Source organism: Pseudomonas vanderleydeniana (assembly GCF_014268755.2).
In the GTDB taxonomy this organism is placed as follows: Bacteria; Pseudomonadota; Gammaproteobacteria; order Pseudomonadales; family Pseudomonadaceae; genus Aquipseudomonas; species Aquipseudomonas vanderleydeniana.
This window is the reverse complement of the sequence record NZ_CP077093.1, coordinates 6,187,362-6,209,039: the sequence shown is the minus strand read 5'-3', so window position 1 is coordinate 6,209,039 and position 21,678 is coordinate 6,187,362. Positions and strand designations below refer to the sequence as shown.

The 21,678-nt window shown below is 62.2% G+C and carries 24 protein-coding genes; 13 read left to right on the top strand and 11 right to left on the bottom strand.

Annotated features, from left to right (window positions below; all coding sequences use genetic code 11):
- Nucleotides 1–12: 12 nt before the first annotated feature.
- The 9 genes from rapZ to HU752_RS27895 all read right to left on the bottom strand — a co-directional run bounded on the left by rapZ (nt 13) and on the right by HU752_RS27895 (nt 6,760).
- Entirely contained in the window at nt 13–870 is an 858-nt protein-coding gene (gene rapZ / locus HU752_RS27935) for an RNase adapter RapZ (protein WP_186678524.1), read from the bottom strand.
- 2 nt (nt 871–872) lie between these two features.
- Nucleotides 873–1,337, bottom strand: a complete 465-nt coding sequence (gene ptsN / locus HU752_RS27930) for a PTS IIA-like nitrogen regulatory protein PtsN (RefSeq protein ID WP_029532608.1) — start codon at nt 1,335–1,337, stop codon at nt 873–875.
- Nucleotides 1,338–1,346: 9 nt separating this feature from the next.
- Nucleotides 1,347–1,652, bottom strand: a complete 306-nt coding sequence (gene hpf / locus HU752_RS27925) for a ribosome hibernation-promoting factor, HPF/YfiA family (RefSeq protein WP_017126531.1) — start codon at nt 1,650–1,652, stop codon at nt 1,347–1,349.
- A 79-nt stretch (nt 1,653–1,731) separates the two neighbouring features.
- Nucleotides 1,732–3,228 (bottom strand): RNA polymerase factor sigma-54, encoded by a 1,497-nt coding sequence (locus tag HU752_RS27920; protein ID WP_186678521.1) that lies wholly within the window; start codon nt 3,226–3,228, stop codon nt 1,732–1,734.
- A gap of 194 nt (nt 3,229–3,422) precedes the next feature.
- A complete protein-coding gene (gene lptB, locus HU752_RS27915; RefSeq protein WP_186678519.1) occupies nt 3,423–4,148 on the bottom strand; it encodes an LPS export ABC transporter ATP-binding protein in 726 nt (241 codons plus the stop codon).
- Nucleotides 4,148–4,693 (bottom strand): lipopolysaccharide transport periplasmic protein LptA, encoded by a 546-nt coding sequence (gene lptA / locus HU752_RS27910; protein ID WP_186678517.1) that lies wholly within the window; start codon nt 4,691–4,693, stop codon nt 4,148–4,150. Before lptA ends, lptB begins: the two co-directional genes overlap by 1 nt.
- Entirely contained in the window at nt 4,680–5,252 is a 573-nt protein-coding gene (lptC, locus tag HU752_RS27905) for an LPS export ABC transporter periplasmic protein LptC (protein WP_186678515.1), read from the bottom strand. The genes lptA and lptC overlap by 14 nt, the downstream gene beginning before the upstream one ends.
- Nucleotides 5,253–5,260: 8 nt before the next feature.
- Nucleotides 5,261–5,785 (bottom strand): KdsC family phosphatase, encoded by a 525-nt coding sequence (locus tag HU752_RS27900; RefSeq protein ID WP_186678508.1) that lies wholly within the window; start codon nt 5,783–5,785, stop codon nt 5,261–5,263.
- Nucleotides 5,786–6,760: a KpsF/GutQ family sugar-phosphate isomerase gene (locus tag HU752_RS27895; RefSeq protein WP_186678506.1), complete on the bottom strand. Its 975-nt coding sequence runs from the start codon at nt 6,758–6,760 to the stop codon at nt 5,786–5,788. It lies immediately after the preceding gene.
- A 290-nt stretch (nt 6,761–7,050) separates the two neighbouring features.
- Between HU752_RS27895 and HU752_RS27890 the strand changes: the two genes are divergently transcribed.
- From HU752_RS27890 to hisC, 10 genes are all read left to right on the top strand, one after another.
- Complete coding sequence (locus tag HU752_RS27890; protein ID WP_186678504.1) at nt 7,051–7,860, top strand: ATP-binding cassette domain-containing protein; 810 nt, start codon at nt 7,051–7,053, stop codon at nt 7,858–7,860.
- Nucleotides 7,860–8,657 (top strand): lipid asymmetry maintenance ABC transporter permease subunit MlaE, encoded by a 798-nt coding sequence (gene mlaE, locus HU752_RS27885; protein ID WP_186678499.1) that lies wholly within the window; start codon nt 7,860–7,862, stop codon nt 8,655–8,657. Before HU752_RS27890 ends, mlaE begins: the two co-directional genes overlap by 1 nt.
- A complete protein-coding gene (gene mlaD, locus HU752_RS27880) occupies nt 8,657–9,124 on the top strand; it encodes an outer membrane lipid asymmetry maintenance protein MlaD (RefSeq protein WP_017904295.1) in 468 nt (155 codons plus the stop codon). The genes mlaE and mlaD overlap by 1 nt, the downstream gene beginning before the upstream one ends.
- 11 nt (nt 9,125–9,135) lie before the next feature.
- Complete coding sequence (locus tag HU752_RS27875; RefSeq protein ID WP_186678496.1) at nt 9,136–9,795, top strand: MlaC/ttg2D family ABC transporter substrate-binding protein; 660 nt, start codon at nt 9,136–9,138, stop codon at nt 9,793–9,795.
- Nucleotides 9,788–10,093 carry an STAS domain-containing protein gene (locus HU752_RS27870; RefSeq protein ID WP_186678494.1) on the top strand — a complete coding sequence of 102 codons (306 nt, stop codon included), beginning with the start codon at nt 9,788–9,790 and terminating at the stop codon, nt 10,091–10,093. Before HU752_RS27875 ends, HU752_RS27870 begins: the two co-directional genes overlap by 8 nt.
- A 115-nt stretch (nt 10,094–10,208) precedes the next feature.
- The gene (locus HU752_RS27865) at nt 10,209–10,448 is read left to right on the top strand and encodes a BolA family protein (RefSeq protein WP_017904292.1); all 240 of its coding nucleotides are present in this window, start codon (nt 10,209–10,211) and stop codon (nt 10,446–10,448) included.
- A gap of 24 nt (nt 10,449–10,472) precedes the next feature.
- On the top strand, nt 10,473–11,738 hold the full coding sequence (gene murA, locus HU752_RS27860; RefSeq protein ID WP_186678491.1) for a UDP-N-acetylglucosamine 1-carboxyvinyltransferase: 1,266 nt from the start codon (nt 10,473–10,475) through the stop codon (nt 11,736–11,738).
- Between the two features lie 183 nt (nt 11,739–11,921).
- Entirely contained in the window at nt 11,922–12,557 is a 636-nt protein-coding gene (gene hisG, locus HU752_RS27855) for an ATP phosphoribosyltransferase (RefSeq protein WP_186678484.1), read from the top strand.
- 176 nt (nt 12,558–12,733) lie between these two features.
- A complete protein-coding gene (gene hisD / locus HU752_RS27850) occupies nt 12,734–14,056 on the top strand; it encodes a histidinol dehydrogenase (RefSeq protein WP_186678474.1) in 1,323 nt (440 codons plus the stop codon).
- 12 nt (nt 14,057–14,068) lie between these two features.
- The gene (hisC, locus tag HU752_RS27845) at nt 14,069–15,121 is read left to right on the top strand and encodes a histidinol-phosphate transaminase (RefSeq protein WP_186678472.1); all 1,053 of its coding nucleotides are present in this window, start codon (nt 14,069–14,071) and stop codon (nt 15,119–15,121) included.
- A 141-nt stretch (nt 15,122–15,262) separates the two neighbouring features.
- Here hisC and algW read toward each other — a convergent pair whose 3' ends face one another.
- Nucleotides 15,263–16,420: a Do family serine endopeptidase AlgW gene (algW, locus tag HU752_RS27840; RefSeq protein ID WP_186678470.1), complete on the bottom strand. Its 1,158-nt coding sequence runs from the start codon at nt 16,418–16,420 to the stop codon at nt 15,263–15,265.
- A 101-nt stretch (nt 16,421–16,521) separates the two neighbouring features.
- Here algW and HU752_RS27835 point away from each other — a divergent pair, with 101 nt between their 5' ends.
- The 3 genes from HU752_RS27835 (at nt 16,522) to cysN (ending at nt 20,447) form a co-directional block, all read left to right on the top strand.
- On the top strand, nt 16,522–17,280 hold the full coding sequence (locus HU752_RS27835) for a Nif3-like dinuclear metal center hexameric protein (RefSeq protein ID WP_186678469.1): 759 nt from the start codon (nt 16,522–16,524) through the stop codon (nt 17,278–17,280).
- 335 nt (nt 17,281–17,615) lie between these two features.
- Nucleotides 17,616–18,533, top strand: a complete 918-nt coding sequence (gene cysD, locus HU752_RS27830) for a sulfate adenylyltransferase subunit CysD (RefSeq protein ID WP_010445241.1) — start codon at nt 17,616–17,618, stop codon at nt 18,531–18,533.
- A gap of 15 nt (nt 18,534–18,548) precedes the next feature.
- A complete protein-coding gene (gene cysN / locus HU752_RS27825) occupies nt 18,549–20,447 on the top strand; it encodes a sulfate adenylyltransferase subunit CysN (protein ID WP_186678456.1) in 1,899 nt (632 codons plus the stop codon).
- Nucleotides 20,448–20,706: 259 nt separating this feature from the next.
- On the opposite strand, the gene yihG is transcribed toward cysN, so the two are convergent.
- The gene (gene yihG / locus HU752_RS27820; protein ID WP_186678454.1) at nt 20,707–21,612 is read right to left on the bottom strand and encodes a 1-acylglycerol-3-phosphate O-acyltransferase, YihG family; all 906 of its coding nucleotides are present in this window, start codon (nt 21,610–21,612) and stop codon (nt 20,707–20,709) included.
- Between the last annotated feature and the right edge of the window lie 66 nt (nt 21,613–21,678).

Sequence of the window (21,678 nt, the reverse complement as noted above, 5' to 3'; positions counted from 1 at the left end):
ATGGTGATCCTTTCAGCTAAGGTCGCGGTGGCGGACCTGGACGTTCTTCAGGGATTGCTGCAGGAGCTGACCCAGGCGCTCGGTCAGGTAGACGGAGCGGTGATGCCCGCCGGTGCAGCCAATGGCAATAGTGACGTAAGCACGGTTGCTGGCGGCGAAGCGTGGCAACCATTTGAGCAGGTAGCTGGAAATGTCCTGGAACATTTCCTCGACGTCCGGTTGCGCTGCGAGGTATTCGGCCACCGGTTGGTCGAGCCCGGACTGCTCGCGCAGTTCCGGTTTCCAATATGGATTGGGCAGGCAGCGCACGTCGAACACCAGGTCGGCGTCCACCGGCATGCCACGCTTGAAGCCGAACGATTCTATCAGAAACGCGGTGCCGGGTTCCGGCTGGTTCAGCAGTCGCAGCTTGATGGTATCGCGCAGCTGGTAGAGATTGAGGTTGGTCGTGTTGACCTTGAGGTCCGCCAGGTCAGCGATCGGTCCCAGCAGGTTGCTCTCGTCCCGGATGGCTTCGGCCAACGAGCGGTTGGCGCTGCTCAGTGGATGGCGTCGGCGGGTCTCGGAGAAGCGCTTGAGCAGGGTTTCCTCGTCGGCATCCAGATACAGCACGTCACAGTGGATATGCCGGCTGCGGACTTCGTCCAGCAACTCGGGAAAGCGTGACAGGTGGCTGGGCAGGTTGCGTGCATCGATGGAGACGGCGACCAGTGGTTGCGCGAGTTCGGTGTGGATCAGCGCCCGCTCGGCCAACTCCGGCAACAGCCCGGCGGGCAGGTTGTCGATGCAGTAATAGCCGTTGTCCTCGAGGACGTCGAGGGCGGTGCTTTTACCTGAGCCGGAGCGGCCGCTGACGATGATCAAGCGCATGGTTACTGACCGTTCTGTACGTCCAGGACAACCTGATACAGGGCTTCATTGCTGGGTGCGCTACGCAGTCGGTCGCGCACCTCCTTGCGGTCCAGCATGCTGGCGATCTGCCGGAGCAGTTCCAGGTGCGCATCGGTGGCAGCCTGTGGGACCAGCAGCACGAACAGCAGGTCGACCGGGGCACCGTCGATGGCGTCGAAATCGATGGGCGCGTCCAGGTGCATCAGGGCACTGATGGGCGCCTCGCAGCCCTTGAGCCGGCAGTGGGGAATGGCGATGCCATTGCCAAAACCGGTGGAGCCGAGCTTTTCACGGGCAATCAGGCTCTCGTAGACATCCTGCATTTCCAGATCGGGCACTTCGCGGCTGATCAGGTTGGCAATTTGTTCAAGTGCACGCTTTTTACTGCCGCCCGGCACGTTCACCAGGGAACGGCCGGGGGTCAGGATATTTTCAAGTCGAATCATGGGAGGGTGTTAGCGACCCGTACCTTGGAGCAGGTGCAGGTTCTTTTCCTTATGCTTTTTCAGTTGGCGGTCCAGCTTGTCGGTCAGCAGGTCGATCGCTGCATACATGTCGTCATGTTCTGCGTTGGCAACCACCTCGCCGCCGTGGATATGCAAAGTGGCCTCGATTTTCTGCTTCAGCTTCTCGACGGCCATTGTCACCTGTACGTTGGTGATCTTGTCGAAGTGGCGTTCCAATCGGTCGAGCTTCTCGCCGATATAGGCACGCAGTGGTTCGGTCACTTCCAGTTGGTGTCCACTGATGTTGACTTGCATACAGCTTCTCCTTCGTTGCCAGTGCATAAAGCGGCAAGCCTGGTGGCTTGCCACTGGAACGCTGTGGCACGCCCGGCGGTTACATCAACCGCTTCCGTTCGCTGGAAGGCGCGATCCCGAGGGATTCGCGGTACTTGGCGACGGTACGACGGGCGACCTGAATGCCTTGTGCCTCCAGTAAACCAGCGATCTTGCTGTCGCTCAACGGCTTTTTCTGATTTTCCGCCGCAACCAGTTTCTTGATGATCGCGCGGATCGCCGTGGACGAGCATTCGCCGCCTTCGGAGGTGCTGACGTGGCTCGAGAAAAAGTATTTCAACTCATAGATACCACGAGGGGTATGCATGAATTTCTGGGTGGTGACCCGGGAAATGGTCGATTCGTGCATGCCCACCGCTTCGGCGATATCGTGCAGCACCAGCGGCTTCATGGCCTCGTCGCCGTATTCCAGGAAGCCGCGCTGGTGCTCGACGATCTGGGTCGCGACCTTCATCAGCGTCTCGTTGCGGCTTTGCAGGCTCTTGATGAACCAGCGGGCTTCCTGCAGCTGGTTGCGCATGAAGGTGTTGTCGGCGCTGGTGTCGGCGCGGCGGACAAAGCCGGCGTACTGCGGATTGACCCGCAGGCGCGGTACCGACTCCTGGTTCAGTTCCACCAGCCAGCGTTCGTTGTCCTTGCGCACGATCACGTCGGGAACCACGTACTCGGCTTCGGTGGATTCGATCTGCGAACCCGGGCGCGGGTTGAGGCTCTGCACCAGTTCGATGACCTGGCGCAGTTCGTCTTCCTTGAGCTTCATGCGCCGCATCAGTTGGCTGTAGTCGCGGCTGCCCAGCAGGTCGATGTAGTCGGTGACCAGGCGCTTGGCTTCGTTCAGCCATGGGGTCTTGGCCGGCAACTGGCGCAGTTGCAGCAGCAGGCACTCGCCGAGGTTGCGTGCGCCGATGCCGGCCGGCTCGAACTGCTGGATGCGGTGCAGGACGGCTTCGATTTCGTCCAGCTCGATGTCCAGCTCCGGGTCGAACGCCTCGAGGATCTCCTCGAGGGTCTCGTCCAGGTAGCCCTGGTTGTTGATGCAGTCGATCAGGGTCACGGCGATCAGGCGATCGGTGTCGGACATCGGTGCCAGGTTCAACTGCCATAGCAGGTGGCTTTGCAGGCTTTCGCCGGCCGAGGTGCGGGTGGTGAAGTCCCACTCGTCATCATCGTTGCCGGGCAGGCTGCTGGCGCTGGTCTGGTAGACGTCTTCCCAGGCGGTGTCGACCGGAAGTTCGTTGGGAATACGCTCGCTCCATTCACCTTCGTCGATGTTGTCGACGGTGGGGGCCGCTTCCTGCTGGTAGGAGGTTTCCGGAATTTCGGGAGTGGTGTTCTGCTCGGCCTTGTCAGCCATTGGATCGCTGTTGTCGAAGTCGTCGCCTTCTTCCTGGCGCTCGAGCATCGGGTTGGATTCCAGGGCTTCCTGGATTTCCTGCTGAAGATCCAGGGTCGACAATTGGAGCAGGCGGATGGCCTGTTGCAGCTGCGGAGTCATCGTCAGCTGCTGGCCCATTTTAAGGACGAGCGATGGTTTCATGGCAGGGGCTTAACACCTTATTCGCCGGCGCGCATGCGCCATCCACTACAGGGCGCCGGAGCGCCAAACATAAGCAAATTATATGCCTGAAGCCGGAGTGTTTGCCTAGAGCGCTGTAACAATAAAAAGCCGGAAAAAGCAGTGGTCTTTATCGAAAATCCATGCGCTCAGGCGGGTATCGGGCTCCCCGATGCCTACAGGCGGAACTCGTGGCCCAGGTAGACTTCCTTGACCAGTTCGTTGGCCAGGATGGTGTCCGAATCGCCTTCGGCGATCAGCTGTCCATCGTTGACGATATAGGCGGTTTCGCAGATATCCAGGGTCTCGCGGACGTTGTGGTCGGTGATCAGTACACCGATGCCCTTGGCCTTGAGGTGGTGGATGATCTGCTTGATGTCACCCACGGAAATCGGGTCGACACCGGCAAACGGTTCGTCCAGCAGGATGAACTTCGGTGCGGTCGCCAGGGCCCGGGCGATTTCCACGCGGCGGCGCTCGCCACCGGACAGGCTCATGCCGAGGTTGTCGCGGATGTGGCTGATGTGGAATTCCTGCAGCAGGCTTTCCAGTTCCTTGCGACGGCCGGCCTTGTCGAGGTCCTTGCGGGTCTCGAGAATTGCCAGGATGTTGTCGGCCACCGACAGCTTGCGGAAGATCGAGGCTTCCTGGGGCAGGTAGCCGATCCCGGCGCGGGCACGACCGTGCATCGGCTGGTGGCTGACGTCCTGGTTGTCGATCAGGACGCGGCCCTGATCGGCCTGGACCAGGCCGACGATCATGTAGAAACAGGTGGTCTTGCCGGCGCCGTTGGGGCCGAGCAGGCCGACGATCTGTCCGCTTTCGATCGACAGGCTGACGTCACGCACCACCTGGCGACTTTTGTAGGCCTTGGCCAGATGCTGGGCTTTCAGAGTTGCCATTACTGCGCCTTGTGCTCGTCAGTTTTCTTTTTCGGCTGGATAACCATGTCGATGCGTTGGCGCGGTGTGGTGATCGGGCTGCCGTTGGCACGGCCGGCGGTCGCCACCTGCTTCACCGTGTCGTAGACGATTTTCTCGCCTTCGGTGGTGTTGCCTTCGTTGATTACCTTGGCCTGGTCGATCAGCACGATGCGGTTCTGCTGGGCATGGTACTGGATGGTCTTGCCATAGCCGCGGACGGGTTGTGGGTCGGTGGCCTTCTGCTTCTGTTCGAAGTAGGCCAGGTTGCCCACGGAGGTCACCACGTCGATGGCGCCGTCCTTGGTCCGGGTGAGCGTCACGGTGTTGCCCTTGACGATCATCGAGCCTTGAGTGATGACCACGTCGCCCTTGTAGGTGGCGATGCCTTGCTTGTCATCCAGTTGAGCGTCGTCAGCTTGAATGCGGATGGGCTGCTCGCTGTCGTTCGGCAGAGCCCAGGCGCTCACGCTTCCCAGTGCTGCGCCCAGGCTGAGCAAAATAGGGAGGGTTTTAACGAGACTCATACTGTCCTCTTACGTTCGATAGCAGGTGCATCCTGCTTTCTTCCAGATAGGCTTTCATGCCTGTGCCCGTGGTCACGCCGTTGGGGCCGTCGATTCTAACGGCTTGCTCGGTCTGCGCATATTGCTTCTGTGGGAATACTGTCATCCGGGTGGTGGTAATGATGACATGGCGCTGTTTTTCGTCGGTGCGGGCGACCCGTACCGAATCGATCAGCTCGACCTGGGTACCGTCCGGGTTGACCTCGGCGCGCTCGCTCTGGACATGCCAGGGGAAGGCGGTGCCGCGGTAGACCTGCAGATCCGGCTTGGTCACCAGGGTGACATCGGAGACCTTCAGGTGCTCGACCTTGTCGCCGGTCATGTCGTACTGCACCTTGCCGTCGGGCATGTACTGGACGCTATGGGCGTTGATCGCATAGTAGTCGATGGCCTTGTCGTCCACCGGTGCAGCCGTCTGCTCCAGGAAACGTTCCGGGCTGATGTTCCAGTAGCCAACGGCCGCGAACAGGGCGGCAATGACTCCGAACAGCAGAATGTTGCGAATCTTCTTGCTCAGCATAAAAGGCTCTACAGGTAGGCGGCGTGGGCCGCTTCAAGGCTGCCCTGGGCGCGCAGGATCAGCTCGCAGAATTCGCGCGCGGCACCTTCGCCACCCCGCGCCTGGGTCACGCCGTGGGCGTGTTCACGCACGAAGCTGGCGGCATTGGCCACGGCCATGCCCAGGCCGACGCGGCGAATCACTGGCAGATCCGGCAGGTCGTCACCCAGATAGGCTACCTGTTCATAGCTTAGGCCGAGTTGGGCGAGCAGGGCGTCGAGTACCACCAACTTGTCTTCGCGGCCCTGGAATACATGGGGAATGCCCAGGTTCCTGGCGCGTCGCTCGACCAGCACGGTCTTGCGGCCGCTGATAATAGCGGTTTGCACGCCCGCCGCCATCAGCATCTTGATGCCCTGGCCGTCCAATGTGCTGAACGACTTGAATTCGCTGCCATCCTCGAGGAAGTACAGGCGACCATCGGTGAGGACGCCGTCGACGTCGAATACCGCCAGCTTGATGTTCTTGCCGCGTTGCAGCAGATCGGTGCTCATTTACATTACTCCGGCGCGCAGCAGGTCGTGCATGTTCAGGGCGCCGACCGGACGGTCCTCGCCATCGACCACCACCAGGGCGCTGATTTTATGGTCTTCCATGATCTTCAGGGCTTCGGCAGCGAGCATTTCGGCCCGTGCGGTCTTGCCATGGGGGGTCATGACGTCCTCGATCAGGGCGCTGTGGATATCGATGGTGCGATCGAGGGTGCGACGCAGGTCGCCATCGGTGAAGATCCCGGCAAGACGACCGTCGGCTTCGACGATCACGGTCATGCCCAGGCCTTTGCGAGTCATTTCCATTAGTGCGTTTTTTAACAGCGTGCCGCGCAGCACCTGTGGCAGCTCGTCGCCGGCGTGCATGACGTTTTCGACCTTCAGCAGCAGGCGTCGTCCCAGGGCGCCGCCCGGATGGGAAAAGGCGAAGTCTTCGGCGGTGAATCCACGGGCTTCGAGCAGGGCGACGGCCAGGGCATCGCCCATTACCAGGGCGGCGGTGGTCGACGAGGTCGGTGCCAGGTTCAGCGGGCAGGCCTCGTGTTCGATGCGCGCGTTGAGGTTGACCTCCGCGGCCTTGGCCAGCGGCGAGTCGGGGTTGCCGGTCAGGCTGATCAACTGGATGCCCAGGCGTTTGATCAGCGGCAGCAGGGTGACTATTTCCGAGGTCGAGCCGGAGTTGGACAAGGCCAGGATGACGTCGTCCCGGGTGATCATGCCCATGTCGCCGTGGCTGGCTTCCGCCGGGTGGACGAAGAAGGCCGGGGTGCCGGTGCTCGCCAGAGTGGCGGCAATCTTGTTGCCGATGTGTCCGGACTTGCCCATGCCGACCACGACCACGCGGCCCTTGCTGGCCAGAATCATCTCGCAAGCGCGTACGAAATCTGCGTCGATATGGGCCAATAAGCCTTCCACGGCTTCTCGTTCGAGGCGGATGGTGCGTTGTGCCGATTGAATCAGGTCGGTGGATTGGCTCATGTCAGAAATCGTATAGCCCGATGAAAAGGCGCGATTATAGCGGTAATGAGCAATTCCCTCACGCTTGAATCGTTGCTCTTTACGCCATGGGCGTAGGTATCGGCTGTCAGTTTTCGCCCAACTGTCTGTCAAGACCGACTGTACCTACCCTGAACAAGCTTGGCTCCGGTCTTGGGCGGCTCGTATCAGCAGTGATATAGTTCGCGACCAGTTCGGCCCGCTCAGGATGTGCGCGTCTCTTTTATAGGGGCCTGGAGTCCGAGACAGAGGCTGCATCGCAAGGAGTTTAGATGAGCGTCGATAACGCCTACGCGGTCGAGCTGAAGGGGGTTACCTTCAAGCGCGGCGCGCGCAGCATCTTCAATAATGTCGATATTCGCATTCCACGGGGCAAGGTCACCGGCATCATGGGACCCTCCGGGTGTGGCAAGACCACCCTGTTGCGGTTGATGGGGGCGCAGTTGCGCCCGAGCAGTGGTGAAGTCTGGGTCAACGGCCAGAATCTGCCGGCACTCTCGCGTGGCGACCTGTTCGACGCGCGCAAGCACATGGGCGTGCTGTTCCAGAGCGGGGCGCTGTTCACCGACCTGGATGTGTTCGAGAACGTCGCGTTTCCGCTGCGGGTACACACTGAGCTGCCGGACGAGATGATTCGCGACATCGTCCTGCTCAAGCTGCAGGCCGTTGGCCTGCGTGGCGCGGTCGACCTGATGCCTGACGAGCTGTCCGGTGGCATGAAGCGTCGTGTTGCCCTGGCCCGGGCCATTGCCCTGGATCCGCAGATCCTCATGTACGACGAACCGTTCGTCGGCCAGGACCCGATCGCCATGGGCGTGCTGGTGCGCCTGATCCGCCTGCTCAATGACGCGCTGGGCATCACCAGTATCGTCGTTTCCCACGACCTGGCGGAAACCGCCAGCATCGCCGACTACCTGTATGTGGTGGGCGACGGGCAGGTGCTGGGGCAGGGCACGCCGGAAGAACTGATGAATGCCGACAACCCGCGTATTCGCCAGTTCATGACCGGCAATCCGGATGGGCCCGTGCCGTTCCACTACCCGGCGCCGGATTACCGCGCAGATCTGTTGGGGAAGCGCTGATGCGCAAGCAATCATTGATCGAAAGAATTCGCCTGTTCGGGCGCTCGGGCCTGGACGTGCTCGCGGTGCTCGGGCGTTCGACGCTGTTTCTGTTTCACGTGTTGTTCGGTCGCGGTGGCATCGGCGGTGGCTTTGGCCTGCTGGTCAAGCAGTTGCACGCCGTGGGCGTGATGTCGCTGGTGATCATCGTCGTGTCCGGGATCTTCATCGGCATGGTACTGGCGCTGCAGGGGTTCAATATCCTCTCCAGCTACGGTTCCGAGCAGGCAGTGGGGCAGATGGTCGCCCTGACGTTGCTGCGTGAGCTGGGGCCGGTGGTGACCGCCCTGTTGTTCGCCGGCCGTGCCGGTTCCGCGCTGACTGCGGAAATCGGCAACATGAAATCCACCGAACAGCTCTCCAGCCTGGAGATGATCGGTGTCGACCCGCTCAAGTACATTGTCGCGCCAAGGCTCTGGGCCGGCTTCATTTCCCTGCCGCTGCTGGCGATGATCTTCAGTGTGGTCGGAATCTGGGGTGGTTCGTGGGTGGCGGTGGACTGGCTGGGCGTCTATGACGGCTCGTACTGGGCCAACATGCAGAACAGCGTGACCTTCAACGGCGACGTGTTGAAGGGGATTATCAAGAGCATCGTGTTCGCCTTCGTGGTGACCTGGATTGCCGTGTTCCAAGGCTACGACTGTGAGCCCACTTCAGAAGGGATCAGTCGTGCCACTACCAAGACCGTGGTCTATGCCTCCCTGGCAGTGCTCGGCCTGGACTTTATTCTGACCGCCTTGATGTTTGGAGATTTCTGATGCAAAACCGCACCCTGGAAATCGGTGTCGGCCTTTTCCTGCTGGCCGGCATCCTGGCTTTGCTGTTGCTGGCGCTGCGGGTCAGTGGACTGTCCCCGACGGCAAATACCGAAACATATAAACTTTACGCGTACTTCGACAATATCGCCGGTTTGACTGTCAGAGCCAAGGTGACCATGGCCGGTGTGACCATCGGCAAGGTCACGGCGATCGATCTGGATCGCGACAACTTCACTGGGCGGGTGACCATGCAAGTCGATAAAAGCGTGAACAACCTGCCGACTGATTCGACCGCGTCCATTCTCACCGCGGGCTTGCTTGGTGAGAAGTACATCGGCATCAGCGTGGGTGGCGAAGACACCCTGCTCAAGGATGGCGGGACCATCCATGACACCCAGTCGGCGCTGGTGCTGGAAGATCTGATCGGTAAATTCCTGCTCAATACCGTTAATAAAGACGCCAAATGAGGAGTTTTTCCATGATCTCTATCTTGCGCCGTAGCCTGCTGGTATTGCTTGCGGCGTTGCCGCTGATGGGTAATGCAGTGGCTGCCCCGACTGCCCATGACCTGGTGCAGGACACCACCAACAAGATGCTCGCCGACCTTTCGGCCAACCGCGAGAAGTACAAGCAGAACCCGACTGACTTCTACAACTCGCTGAACGCCATCGTCGGTCCGGTGGTGGATGCCGAAGGCATTTCCAAGAGCATCATGACCGTCAAGTACTCGCGCAAGGCAACGCCCGAGCAGATGGCCCGCTTCCAGGAAAACTTCAAGCGTGGCCTGTTCCAGTTCTACGGCAATGCGCTGCTCGAGTACAACAACCAGGGCATCACCGTCGATGCACCCAAGGACGAGTCGGGTGACCGCACCAGCGTCGGCATGACCGTCAAGGGCAACAACGGCGCGATTTATCCGGTTTCCTACACCCTTGAGAAGATCAACGGTGAGTGGAAACTGCGCAACGTGATCATCAACGGCATCAACATCGGCAAGCTGTTCCGCGACCAGTTCGCCGATGCCATGCAGCGCAACGGTAACAACCTCGACAAGACCATCGACGGCTGGGCGGGCGAAGTGGAGAAGGCCAAGGCCGAATCCGAGAAGAACCCGCAGAAGGATAGCGGCGGTGAGTGAGGCCAGCGTTCGCCTGGGCGAAGCGGGTGAGCTGCAGTTGGCCGGCGTACTCGACTACAGCACCGGCGCGGCCCTGCGCAAGCAGGGCCAGGCGCTGATCCGCTCGAGTGGCGCGACGGCCCTGGTGGTCGACTGCTCGGCGGTGCAGAAGTCCAGCAGCGTCGGCCTGGCCCTGCTGCTGGCTTTCATGCGCGACGCGGCGCAGCTCGGCAAGTCCTGCAGCATCCGTGGCATGTCCCGGGAAATGCGCGAAATCGCCGAGGTTTCCGAGCTGACCGAGCTGTTTGACGCTCCTTGATAGCGGCAAATCATGAAGCCCCCCGTCAGAGTCCTGCGAATGCGGGGTTCGCAGGCGCGGGGCTTTTTTGTATCATGACCGACCCGCGCGCGTTGGGCGCCGATTGAGGTTGAGCATGCAGGCCACCGAAGTAAAAAGCTTCCTTGAAGAAAAGCTGCCAGGAACTCAGGTTGAAGTTGAGGGCCAGGGCTGCAACTTCCAGTTGAATGTGATCAGCGACGAACTGGCGGCCTTGAGCCCGGTGAAGCGTCAGCAGAGCATCTATGCCCATTTGAACCCGTGGATCGCCGATGGCAGCATCCATGCGGTCACCATGAAATTTTTCAGCAGCGCGGCCTGGGCCGAGCGCACCTGAGCCTGAATTGGCGTCGAGATTCCTATGGATAAACTGATTATTACCGGCGGCGTTCGCCTTGATGGCGAAATCCGCATCTCCGGGGCGAAGAACTCCGCCCTGCCGATTCTGGCGGCTACCCTGCTGTGCGACGGCCCGGTTACCGTGGCCAACCTGCCGCACCTGCACGACATCACCACCATGATCGAGCTGTTCGGACGCATGGGCATCGAGCCTGTGATCGACGAGAAGCTCGCCGTGGAAATCGATCCGCGCACCATCAAGACCCTGGTCGCGCCGTACGAGCTGGTCAAGACCATGCGTGCGTCGATCCTGGTGCTGGGGCCGATGGTTGCCCGTTTCGGCGAGGCCGAAGTGGCCCTGCCAGGCGGCTGCGCCATTGGTTCGCGCCCGGTCGACCTGCACATCCGTGGCCTGGAAGCCATGGGCGCGGTGATCGACGTCGAGGGTGGCTACATCAAGGCCAAGGCACCGGAAGGTGGCCTGCGTGGTGCGAACTTCTTCTTCGATACCGTCTCCGTGACCGGTACCGAGAACATCATGATGGCTGCAGCCCTGGCTCGTGGCCGCAGCGTGCTGCAGAACGCCGCGCGCGAGCCGGAAGTGGTCGACCTGGCGAACTTCCTCATCGCCATGGGCGCGAAGATCTCCGGTGCCGGTACCGACACCATCACCATCGACGGTGTCGAGCGCCTGCACTCGACGAACTACAAGGTCATGCCTGACCGTATCGAGACCGGTACCTACCTGGTGGCCGCTGCTGTCACTGGCGGGCGGGTCAAGGTCAAGGACACCGATCCGACCATCCTCGAGGCCGTCCTGGAAAAGCTCAAGGAATCCGGCGCGGTGATCACCACCGGCGAGGACTGGATCGAGCTGGACATGCAGGGCAAGCGGCCGAAGGCGGTCAACGTGCGCACCGCGCCGTACCCGGCGTTCCCGACCGACATGCAGGCCCAGTTCATCTCCCTCAACGCGATTGCCGAAGGCACTGGCGCGGTGATCGAGACCATCTTCGAAAACCGCTTCATGCATGTGTATGAACTGCACCGCATGGGGGCCAAGATCCAGGTCGAGGGCAATACCGCGATCGTCACCGGTACCGAGGTCCTCAAGGGCGCACCGGTCATGGCCACCGACCTGCGGGCATCGGCCAGCCTGGTGATTTCGGCGCTGGCCGCCGAGGGCGATACGCTGATCGACCGGATCTACCATATCGACCGCGGCTACGAGTGCATCGAAGAGAAGCTGCAGATGCTCGGTGCCAAGATCCGTCGCGTTCCAGGCTAGTGATTGCTGGTGACGGGCTGGTCCCGTCCCTGTAGGAGCCGGCTTGCTGGCGATAGCGCAGTGTCAGGCAACAGCGATGTTGACTGACAGATAGCAATCGCCAGCCAGCCGGCTCCTACAATGAATGCGCCCCGGTCTGTTAGAGTGTTGCAACATCCTTAATTGAAGGACCCAGGTTTTCCCATGTTGACCATTGCACTGTCCAAGGGCCGTATCCTCGACGATACCCTGCCGTTGCTCGCCGAAGCGGGTATCGTGCCCACCGAGAATCCGGACAAGAGCCGCAAGCTGATCATCCCGACGACCCAGGACGATGTCCGCCTGCTGATCGTTCGTGCCACCGACGTGCCGACCTATGTCGAGCATGGCGCGGCCGACCTCGGTGTCGCCGGCAAGGATGTGCTGATGGAGTACGGTGGCCAGGGCCTGTACGAGCCGCTGGACCTGCAGATCGCCCGCTGCAAGCTGATGACTGCCGGTGCCGTCGGTGCACAGGAGCCCAAGGGCCGGCTGCGGGTGGCGACCAAGTTCGTCAATGTCGCCAAGCGCTACTACGCCGAACAGGGCCGCCAGGTCGACATCATCAAGCTGTATGGCTCGATGGAGCTGGCACCGCTGATCGGCCTGGCCGACAAGATCATCGACGTCGTCGACACCGGCAACACCCTGCGTGCCAACGGCCTGGAGCCCCAGGAATTGATCGCGACCATCAGCTCCCGCCTGGTGGTGAACAAGGCATCGATGAAGATGCAGCACGCCCGTATCCAGTCCCTGATCGACACCCTGCGCAAGGCAGTGGAGTCGCGACACCGTAGCTGACTCACCCGCGCGGCGTTGAGCCGCGCCCATCTATCCGTGTCATAGCCAGAATTCTCAGGTGCCCACGCGGATGGCTTGGTAGTCTGGGGCGCGCGATCGCTATTGAGCGTCAGCGCCCATCCGGGTGCCTGAGACTTGCTGTCCCCAAGCATTCGCCAATTATCGAGGCCCACGCTATGACTACGTCCACCGCCATTCGCCGACTCAATGCTGCCGATCCTGATTTCGCCCATCATCTGGATCATCTGCTGAGCTGGGAAAGCGTGTCCGATGACTCGGTCAACCAGCGGGTGCTGGATATCATCAAGGCGGTGCGTGAGCGCGGCGACGCTGCCGTGGTCGAGTTCACCCAGCGTTTCGACGGTCTGGAAGCGGCCTCGATGGCCGACCTAATCCTGCCGCGCGAGCGCCTGGAACTGGCCCTGACCCGTATCTCCCCGGCCCAGCGCGAGGCCCTGGAAAAGGCTGCTGAGCGCGTGCGCAGCTACCACGAGCGGCAGAAGCAGGACTCCTGGAGCTACACCGAGGCCGACGGCACGGTGCTGGGCCAGAAGGTCACCCCGCTGGATCGTGCCGGCCTTTACGTGCCGGGCGGCAAGGCTTCCTATCCGTCATCGGTGTTGATGAACGCGATTCCGGCCAAGGTTGCCGGCGTCGGTGAAGTGGTGATGGTCGTACCGACCCCGCGTGGCGAGGTCAACGAACTGGTGCTGGCCGCCGCCTGTGTCGCCGGTGTCGACCGGGTGTTCACCATCGGTGGGGCCCAGGCGGTCGCGGCCCTGGCCTACGGTACCGAGAGCGTGCCGCAGGTCGACAAGGTGGTCGGCCCGGGCAACATCTATGTGGCCACCGCCAAGCGCCACGTGTTCGGCCAGGTCGGGATCGACATGATCGCCGGTCCTTCGGAGATCCTGGTGGTCTGCGATGGCCAGACCGATCCGGACTGGATCGCCATGGACCTGTTCTCCCAGGCCGAGCACGACGAGGACGCCCAGGCGATCCTCGTCAGCCCGGACGCGGCGTTCCTCGACCAGGTGGCGGCGAGCATCGCCAAGCTGCTGCCGACCATGGAACGTGCCCAGATCATCGAGACCTCGATCAATGGCCGTGGTGCCCTGATCCAGGTCCGCGACATGCAGCAGGCGATCGAGGTCGCCAACCGCATCGCGCCGGAACACCTGGAACTGTCGGTCGCCGACCCGCAGGCCTGGCTGCCACAGATCCGCCATGCCGGCGCGATCTTCATGGGGCGTCACACATCCGAAGCGCTGGGCGACTACTGTGCCGGCCCCAACCACGTGCTGCCGACGTCGGGCACCGCGCGCTTCTCGTCGCCGCTGGGGGTGTATGACTTCCAGAAGCGTTCGTCGATCATCTTCTGCTCCGAGCAGGGCGCATCCGAACTGGGCAAGACCGCCTCGGTGCTTGCGCGCGGCGAGTCGCTGACCGCCCACGCCCGCAGTGCCGAATACCGGATCGCCGCCGAAGACCAGGAATAAGGGGAAACAAGCATGAGCAAGTTCTGGAGCAAATTCGTCAAGGACCTGGTGCCCTACGTGCCGGGTGAGCAACCCAAGCTGACCCGGCTGGTCAAGCTCAACACCAACGAAAACCCCTATGGGCCGTCGCCCAAGGCCCTGGCGGCGATGCAGGCCGAGGTCAACGACAACCTGCGCCTGTACCCCGATCCCAACGGCGATCGCCTCAAGCAGGCCGTGGCCGAGTACTACGGGGTGCAGAGCAACCAGGTGTTCCTCGGCAACGGTTCCGACGAAGTCCTGGCGCACATCTTCCACGGCCTGTTCCAGCAGGACCGGCCGCTGCTGTTCCCGGATATCAGCTACAGCTTCTATCCGGTTTACTGCGGGCTCTACGGGATCGGTTTCGAGGCGCTGCCGCTGGACGAGCAGTTCCAGATCCGTGTGGCCGACTACGCCCGACCCAACGGCGGGATCATCTTCCCCAACCCGAACGCCCCCACCGGCTGCCTGCTGGCGCTGGAGGCAGTGGAGCAGATCCTCAAGGGCAGCCCTGACTCGGTGGTGGTGGTCGATGAGGCCTACATCGACTTCGGCGGCGAGACGGCGATCAGCCTGGTCGACCGCTACCCGAACCTGCTGGTGACCCAGACCCTGTCCAAGTCGCGCTCCCTGGCGGGGCTGCGGGTTGGCCTGGCAGTCGGGCATCCGGACCTGATCGAGGCGCTGGAGCGGATCAAGAACAGCTTCAACTCCTATCCGCTCGATCGCATGGCGATTGCCGGTGCGGCGGCGGCGTTCGAGGACCGGGCGTATTTCGAGCAGACCTGTCGCCAGGTGATCGACAGTCGCGAGCAGTTGGTCGGGCAGTTGCAGGCCAAGGGCTTCGACGTGCTGCCTTCGGCGGCCAACTTCATCTTCGCCCGGCACCCACGGCACGACGCCGCGGCGTTGGCGGCCAAGGTGCGGGAGCAGGGGGTGATCGTGCGTCACTTCAAGCAGGAGCGCATCGCGCAGTTCCTGCGGATCACCATCGGCACGCCGGAACAGAACCAGGCGTTGATCGAGGCGCTGGGCGAGCTCTGACTTCTTGACCGATCGTTCCCACGCTCGGCGTGGGAACGCAGCCCGTGACGCTCTGCGTCAAAAGAGCGGACGCGGAGCGTCCGGGGAGGCATTCCCACGCGGAGCGTGGGAACGATCGGTCATAAAGGATCGGGAGCCCGGTTATTCCTCTTCCTGCGGCGCCGTCTGCTGTGGCGGGCGCAAGCCGATCTCGGCTGTCAGCTTGAGTTCCTTGCCGTTGCGCAGTACCTGGATCACTACCTTGTCGGTCGGTTTGATCCGTGCCACCTGGTTCATCGACTTGCGGCCGTCGGTGGCGGGTTCGCCGTCGATGCTCAGGATCACGTCGCCCAACTGCAGGCCGGCCCGTTGCGCCGGTCCGTCGCGGAAAATCCCCGCCACCACGATCCCCGGACGGCCACTCAGGCCGAACGATTCCGCCAGTTCCTGGGTCAGCGGCTGCACCTCGATGCCCAGCCAGCCACGGATCACCTGGCCGTGCTCGATGATCGCCTTCATGACCTCGACCGCCAGGTTGATCGGGATGGCGAAGCCGATCCCCTGGGAACCGCCGGACTTGGAGAAGATGGCGGTGTTGATCCCGGTCAGGTTGCCGTTGGCGTCGACCAGCGCGCCACCGGAGTTGCCGGGGTTGATCGCGGCGTCGGTCTGGATGAAGTCTTCGTAGTTGTTCAGGCCCAACTGGTTGCGCCCGGTGGCGCTGATGATACCCATGGTGGTGGTCTGGCCGACGCCGAACGGGTTGCCGATGGCCAGGGCGATGTCACCGATGCGGATCTTGTCCGAACGGGCGACGGTGATCGAGGGCAGGTCCGGCAGGTCGATCTTGAGCACTGCCAGGTCGGTTTCCGGGTCGCTGCCGATCACCCGCGCCAGGGTCTCGCGACCATCCTTGAGCGCCACCACGATCTGGTCGGCACCGGCGGTCACGTGGTTGTTGGTCAACAGGTAGCCCTTGTCGCTCATGATCACCGCCGAGCCCAGGCTCGACTCCATGCGCTTCTGCTTGGGCAGGTTGTCGCCGAAGAAACGCCGGAACTGAGGGTCCTCGAACAGCGGGTGGCTGTTCTTGTTGACCATCTTGGTGGTGTACAGGTTGGCCACCGCCGGTGCGGCCTTGTCCACCGCGTCGGCATAGGACACCGGCCCCTGCTGGATGGTCGCGGTCTGCGGAGCCTGTTGCAGGTTCACATCCTGGTCAGGCAGGCCGACCCACTGCGGATAGCGCTGGATAATCAACAGGGCGACCAGCACGCCGGCCACCAGCGGCCAGCCGAAAAAACGCAGAGCCTTGAGCATTGAACACGTCCTGGGAGGTTGCAGGCCATCTCGGACGGCCCATAATGTCGCGCATTATACGAGGCTGCGAGCGCCTCTGGACGGGATATTGAGGAGTTTTTATGGCCGTAGCACTGAGTACCCTGGTCGAGGAGGCGGAGCGTTATCTCGGCAGTTCGCGGATCGCCGACTATTGCCCCAATGGCCTGCAGGTCGAGGGTCGGCCACAGGTGACCCGGATCGTCAGTGGCGTCACCGCCAGCCAGGCGCTGCTCGATGCGGCGGTCGAGGCCGGGGCCGACCTGGTGCTGGTCCACCATGGCTATTTCTGGAAGGGTGAAGACCCTTGTGTCGTGGGAATGAAGCAGCGTCGGTTGAAGACCCTGCTCAAGCACGATATCAGCCTGTTGGCCTACCACCTGCCGCTGGACCTGCACCCGGAAGTCGGCAACAACGTGCAGCTCGCCCGCCAGCTGGATATCACCGTCGAGGGCCCGTTGGACCCGGAGAACCCCAAGGTGGTCGGCCTGGTCGGTTCGCTCAACGAACCGATGACCCCACGCGACTTCGCCCGCAAGGTCCAGGAGGTGCTGGGGCGCGAGCCGCTGCTGATCGAAGGCAGCGACATGATCCGACGAGTGGGCTGGTGCACCGGCGGTGGCCAGGGCTACATCGATCAGGCGGTACAGGCCGGGGTCGACCTGTACCTGAGTGGCGAGGCATCCGAGCAGACCTTCCACAGCGCACGGGAAAACGACATCAGCTTCATCGCCGCCGGTCACCATGCCACCGAGCGCTACGGCGTGCAGGCCCTGGGCGATTACCTGGCCAAGCGGTTTGCCCTGGAGCACCTGTTCATCGACTGCCCCAACCCGATCTAGTCGATTCGAGGGCGTACCAGCAGATCTCTGCCGGACCTGCGGGCCTCTTCGCGGATGACCCGGGGCGCCGGACCGCCGGCTCCCACAAGTGCTCGCGCCGTGCATGAATCCCGCGAACGACGCTGGCACTGTGGGGGCCGGATTCATCCGCGAAGAATTTGACACGATTCCCCTGATTCTCCGCTTCCGAAAGGACCGCCGCCCCAAACACGGCGATATATTCTTATATCGTTTCGATCTATTCGGCCTAATCAATAGAATAGGTCGCTGTGCTAGCATGCCTCGCTCGAACACGGCCCGCAGGCCGTCCATAAGAACGCTTTTCGTGAGTAGCCATGGTCGACAAACTGACGCATCTGAAACAGCTGGAGGCGGAAAGCATCCACATCATCCGCGAGGTGGCCGCCGAGTTCGATAACCCGGTGATGCTGTACTCCATCGGTAAAGATTCCGCCGTGATGCTGCACCTGGCACGCAAGGCGTTTTTCCCCGGCAAGCTGCCGTTCCCGGTGATGCATGTCGACACCCAGTGGAAATTCCAGGAAATGTACAAGTTCCGTGATCGCATGGTCGCGGAAATGGGCCTGGACCTGATCACCCACGTCAACCCGGAAGGGGTGGCGCAAGGCATCAACCCGTTCACCCACGGCAGCTCCAAGCACACCGACATCATGAAGACCCAGGGCCTCAAGCAGGCGCTGGACAAGCATGGTTTCGACGCGGCCTTCGGCGGCGCCCGCCGTGACGAAGAGAAGTCCCGCGCCAAGGAGCGCGTGTATTCCTTCCGCGACAGCAAGCACCGCTGGGATCCGAAGAACCAGCGTCCCGAGCTGTGGAACGTCTATAACGGCAAGGTCAACAAGGGCGAGTCGATCCGCGTCTTCCCGCTGTCGAACTGGACCGAGCTGGACATCTGGCAATACATCTATCTCGAAGGCATCCCGATCGTGCCGCTGTACTTCGCCGCCGAGCGTGAGGTCATCGAGAAGAACGGCACCCTGATCATGATCGACGATGACCGTATCCTCGAGCACCTGTCCGACGAGGAGAAGGCCCGTATCGTCAAGAAGAAGGTGCGTTTCCGTACCCTTGGCTGCTACCCGTTGACGGGCGCGGTGGAGTCCGAGGCTGAAACCCTCACGGACATCATTCAGGAAATGCTCCTGACGCGTACTTCCGAGCGCCAGGGCCGGGTCATCGATCACGATGGCGCCGGTTCCATGGAAGACAAGAAACGTCAGGGCTACTTCTAAACAGGGTTTTTCAGCATGTCGCACCAATCCGATCTGATCAGCGAGGACATCCTCGCCTACCTGGGCCAGCACGAGCGCAAGGAACTGTTGCGTTTCCTGACCTGCGGCAACGTCGATGACGGCAAGAGCACCCTGATCGGGCGCCTGCTGCATGACTCCAAGATGATCTACGAAGACCATCTGGAAGCCATCACCCGCGATTCGAAGAAAGTCGGTACCACCGGCGAGGAAGTCGACCTGGCGCTGCTGGTCGACGGCCTGCAGGCCGAGCGCGAGCAGGGCATCACCATCGATGTTGCCTATCGCTATTTCTCCACCGCCAAGCGCAAGTTCATCATCGCCGACACCCCCGGCCATGAGCAGTACACCCGCAACATGGCCACCGGTGCCTCCACCTGTGACCTGGCGATCATCCTGGTGGACGCCCGCTACGGCGTGCAGACCCAGACCCGTCGCCACAGCTTCATCGCCTCCCTGCTGGGCATCAAGCACATCGTCGTCGCCATCAACAAGATGGACCTCAAGGACTTCGACCAGGGCGTGTTCGAGTCGATCAAGGCCGACTACCTGAAGTTCGCCGAAGGCCTGAAGATGAAACCGTCGAGCATGCACTTCGTGCCGATGTCGGCGCTCAAGGGCGACAACGTGGTGAACAGGAGCGAGCGGTCGCCCTGGTACACCGGCCAGTCGCTGATGGAGATCCTCGAGACCGTGGAAGTGGCGGGCGACCGCAACTTCACCGACCTGCGTTTCCCGGTGCAGTACGTCAACCGGCCGAACCTGAACTTCCGCGGCTTCGCTGGCACCCTGGCCAGCGGCATCGTGAAGAAGGGCGACGAAGTGGTGGTCCTGCCGTCGGGCAAGAGCAGCCGCGTGAAGTCCATCGTCACCTACGAAGGTGAGCTGGAGCACGCCGGCCCGGGCCAGGCCGTGACCCTGACCATGGAAGACGAAATCGACATTTCCCGTGGCGACCTGCTGGTGCATGCCGACAACGTGCCGCCGGTCACCGACAGCTTCGAGGCCATGCTGGTGTGGATGGCCGAGGAGCCGATGCTGCCGGGCAAGAAATACGACATCAAGCGCGCCACCAGCTACGTGCCGGGCTCGATTGCCAGCATCGTCCACCGCGTCGATGTGAACACCCTGGAAGAAGGCTCGGCCAGTGCCCTGCAACTGAACGAGATCGGCAAGGTCAAGATTGCCCTGGATGCACCGATTGCCCTGGACGGTTACGACAGCAACCGCACCACCGGCGCGTTCATCGTCATCGACCGCCTGACCAACGGCACCGTGGGCGCCGGCATGATCGTCGCCCAGCCATTGGCCCACGGCAGCGCCACCCACCACGGCAAGCTTGCCCATGTTGCGACCGAGGAGCGTGCCCAGCGTTTCGGCCAGCAGCCGGCGACCGTGCTGTTCACCGGCCTGTCGGGCGCGGGCAAGAGCACTCTGGCCTATGCCGTGGAGCGCAAGCTGTTCGACATGGGCCGTGCGGTATTCGTGCTGGACGGCCAGAACCTGCGTCACGACCTGAACAAGGGCCTGCCGCAGGATCGCTCCGGCCGTACCGAAAATTGGCGCCGTGCCGCCCACGTGGCGCGCCAGTTCAACGAGGCTGGCCTGCTGACCCTGGCCGCCTTCGTGGCACCGGATGCCGAAGGCCGTGAGCAGGCCAAGGCCCTGATCGGTAGCGAGCGCCTGGTCACCGTCTACGTCCAGGCTTCGCCGCTGGTCTGCCGCGAGCGCGACCCGCAGGGTCTGTACGCGGCGGGTGGCGACAACATCCCGGGTGAGTCCTTCCCGTACGATGTGCCGCTCAATGCCGACCTGGTGATCGACACCCAGGCCCTGTCGCTGGAAGACAGCGTCAAGCAGGTGCTGGATCTGCTGCGTCAGCGCGGCGCGATCTAAGCCCCGCCGGCCACAAAAAAGCCCGCGACCGATCACTCGGTCGCGGGCTTTTTTGTGGCCCTTCAATCTCCACCATTGAGTCCCATGAGGCCTCCTGTGGCGAGCGGGCTTGTCGGGACGCCGCACCGCCGCGCTGGGGCGCGCAGCGCGCCTGAACCCTGCTGGCTAGGCCTGACTGACACGCCGAGCTCTCTGGATCTGGGAGCGCTTTACACCCCGCGCGGGCAAGCCCGCTCGCCACAGGTTTTGCAGGCGCCGCTCAGGCCTTGGCGGGGTACTCGCTGTGCAGTCGTGCCAGCAAGGCATCCTTGTCCGCCCACAGTTGGTTGATCCAGGCCTGGAACGCTTGCCGGTACTCGGCGTCTTGCTCGTAGTTCCTGCCGATGAACTGCGACGGGATCCGTATTTCCTCGAAATGCACCACCACCTCCCGAACCTTGCCGCACAACAGGTCCCAGAATCCCGGTCTTCCATCCGGGTAATGAATGGTCACGTTGACGATGGACTCCAGCTGCTCACCCATCGCGTCCAGCACGAAGGCAATACCACCGGCCTTGGGTTTGAGCAGGTAGCGGAATGGCGATTGCTGTTGCGCATGCTTGCCCGTTGTGAAACGCGTTCCCTCGGCAAAGTTGAAGATACCCACAGGGTTCTTGCGAAACTTCGCGCAGGTCTTGCGGGTGGTTTCCAGGTCCTTGCCTTTCTTTTCCGGGTGCTTTTCCAGGTACGCCTTCGAATAGCGCTTCATGAAGGGGAAGCCCAGGGCCCACCAGGCCAGGCCGATGACCGGGACCCAGATCAGTTCCTGCTTGAGAAAGAACTTCAATGGGCGGATCCGTCGGTTGAGCACGTACTGCAGCACCAGGATGTCGACCCAGCTCTGGTGGTTGCTGGTGACCAGGTAGGAGTGCTGGTAGTCCAGCCCCTCCAGGCCGCTCAGGTGCCAGCGGGTCTTGCGCACCAGTTGCATCCAGGCCTTGTTGTTGCTGATCCAGGCTTCGTGGGTATGGTTCATCAGCCAGTGGCTCAGGCGCTGCGTCAGGGCCAGGGGCAGGGCCTTGAGCAGGGCCACGCAGAACAGGAACGAGCACAGCAGCAGGGTGTTGAGGGCCAGCAGCAGCGAGGCGATCACGCCGCGCACGGGCGCCGGAAGAAAATCGAGCATGGTGTCCTTGTCTCGGGATTGGGGTCAGGGAGAGGGCGGGCAGCCACTACCCTCATGCGCGTGGCA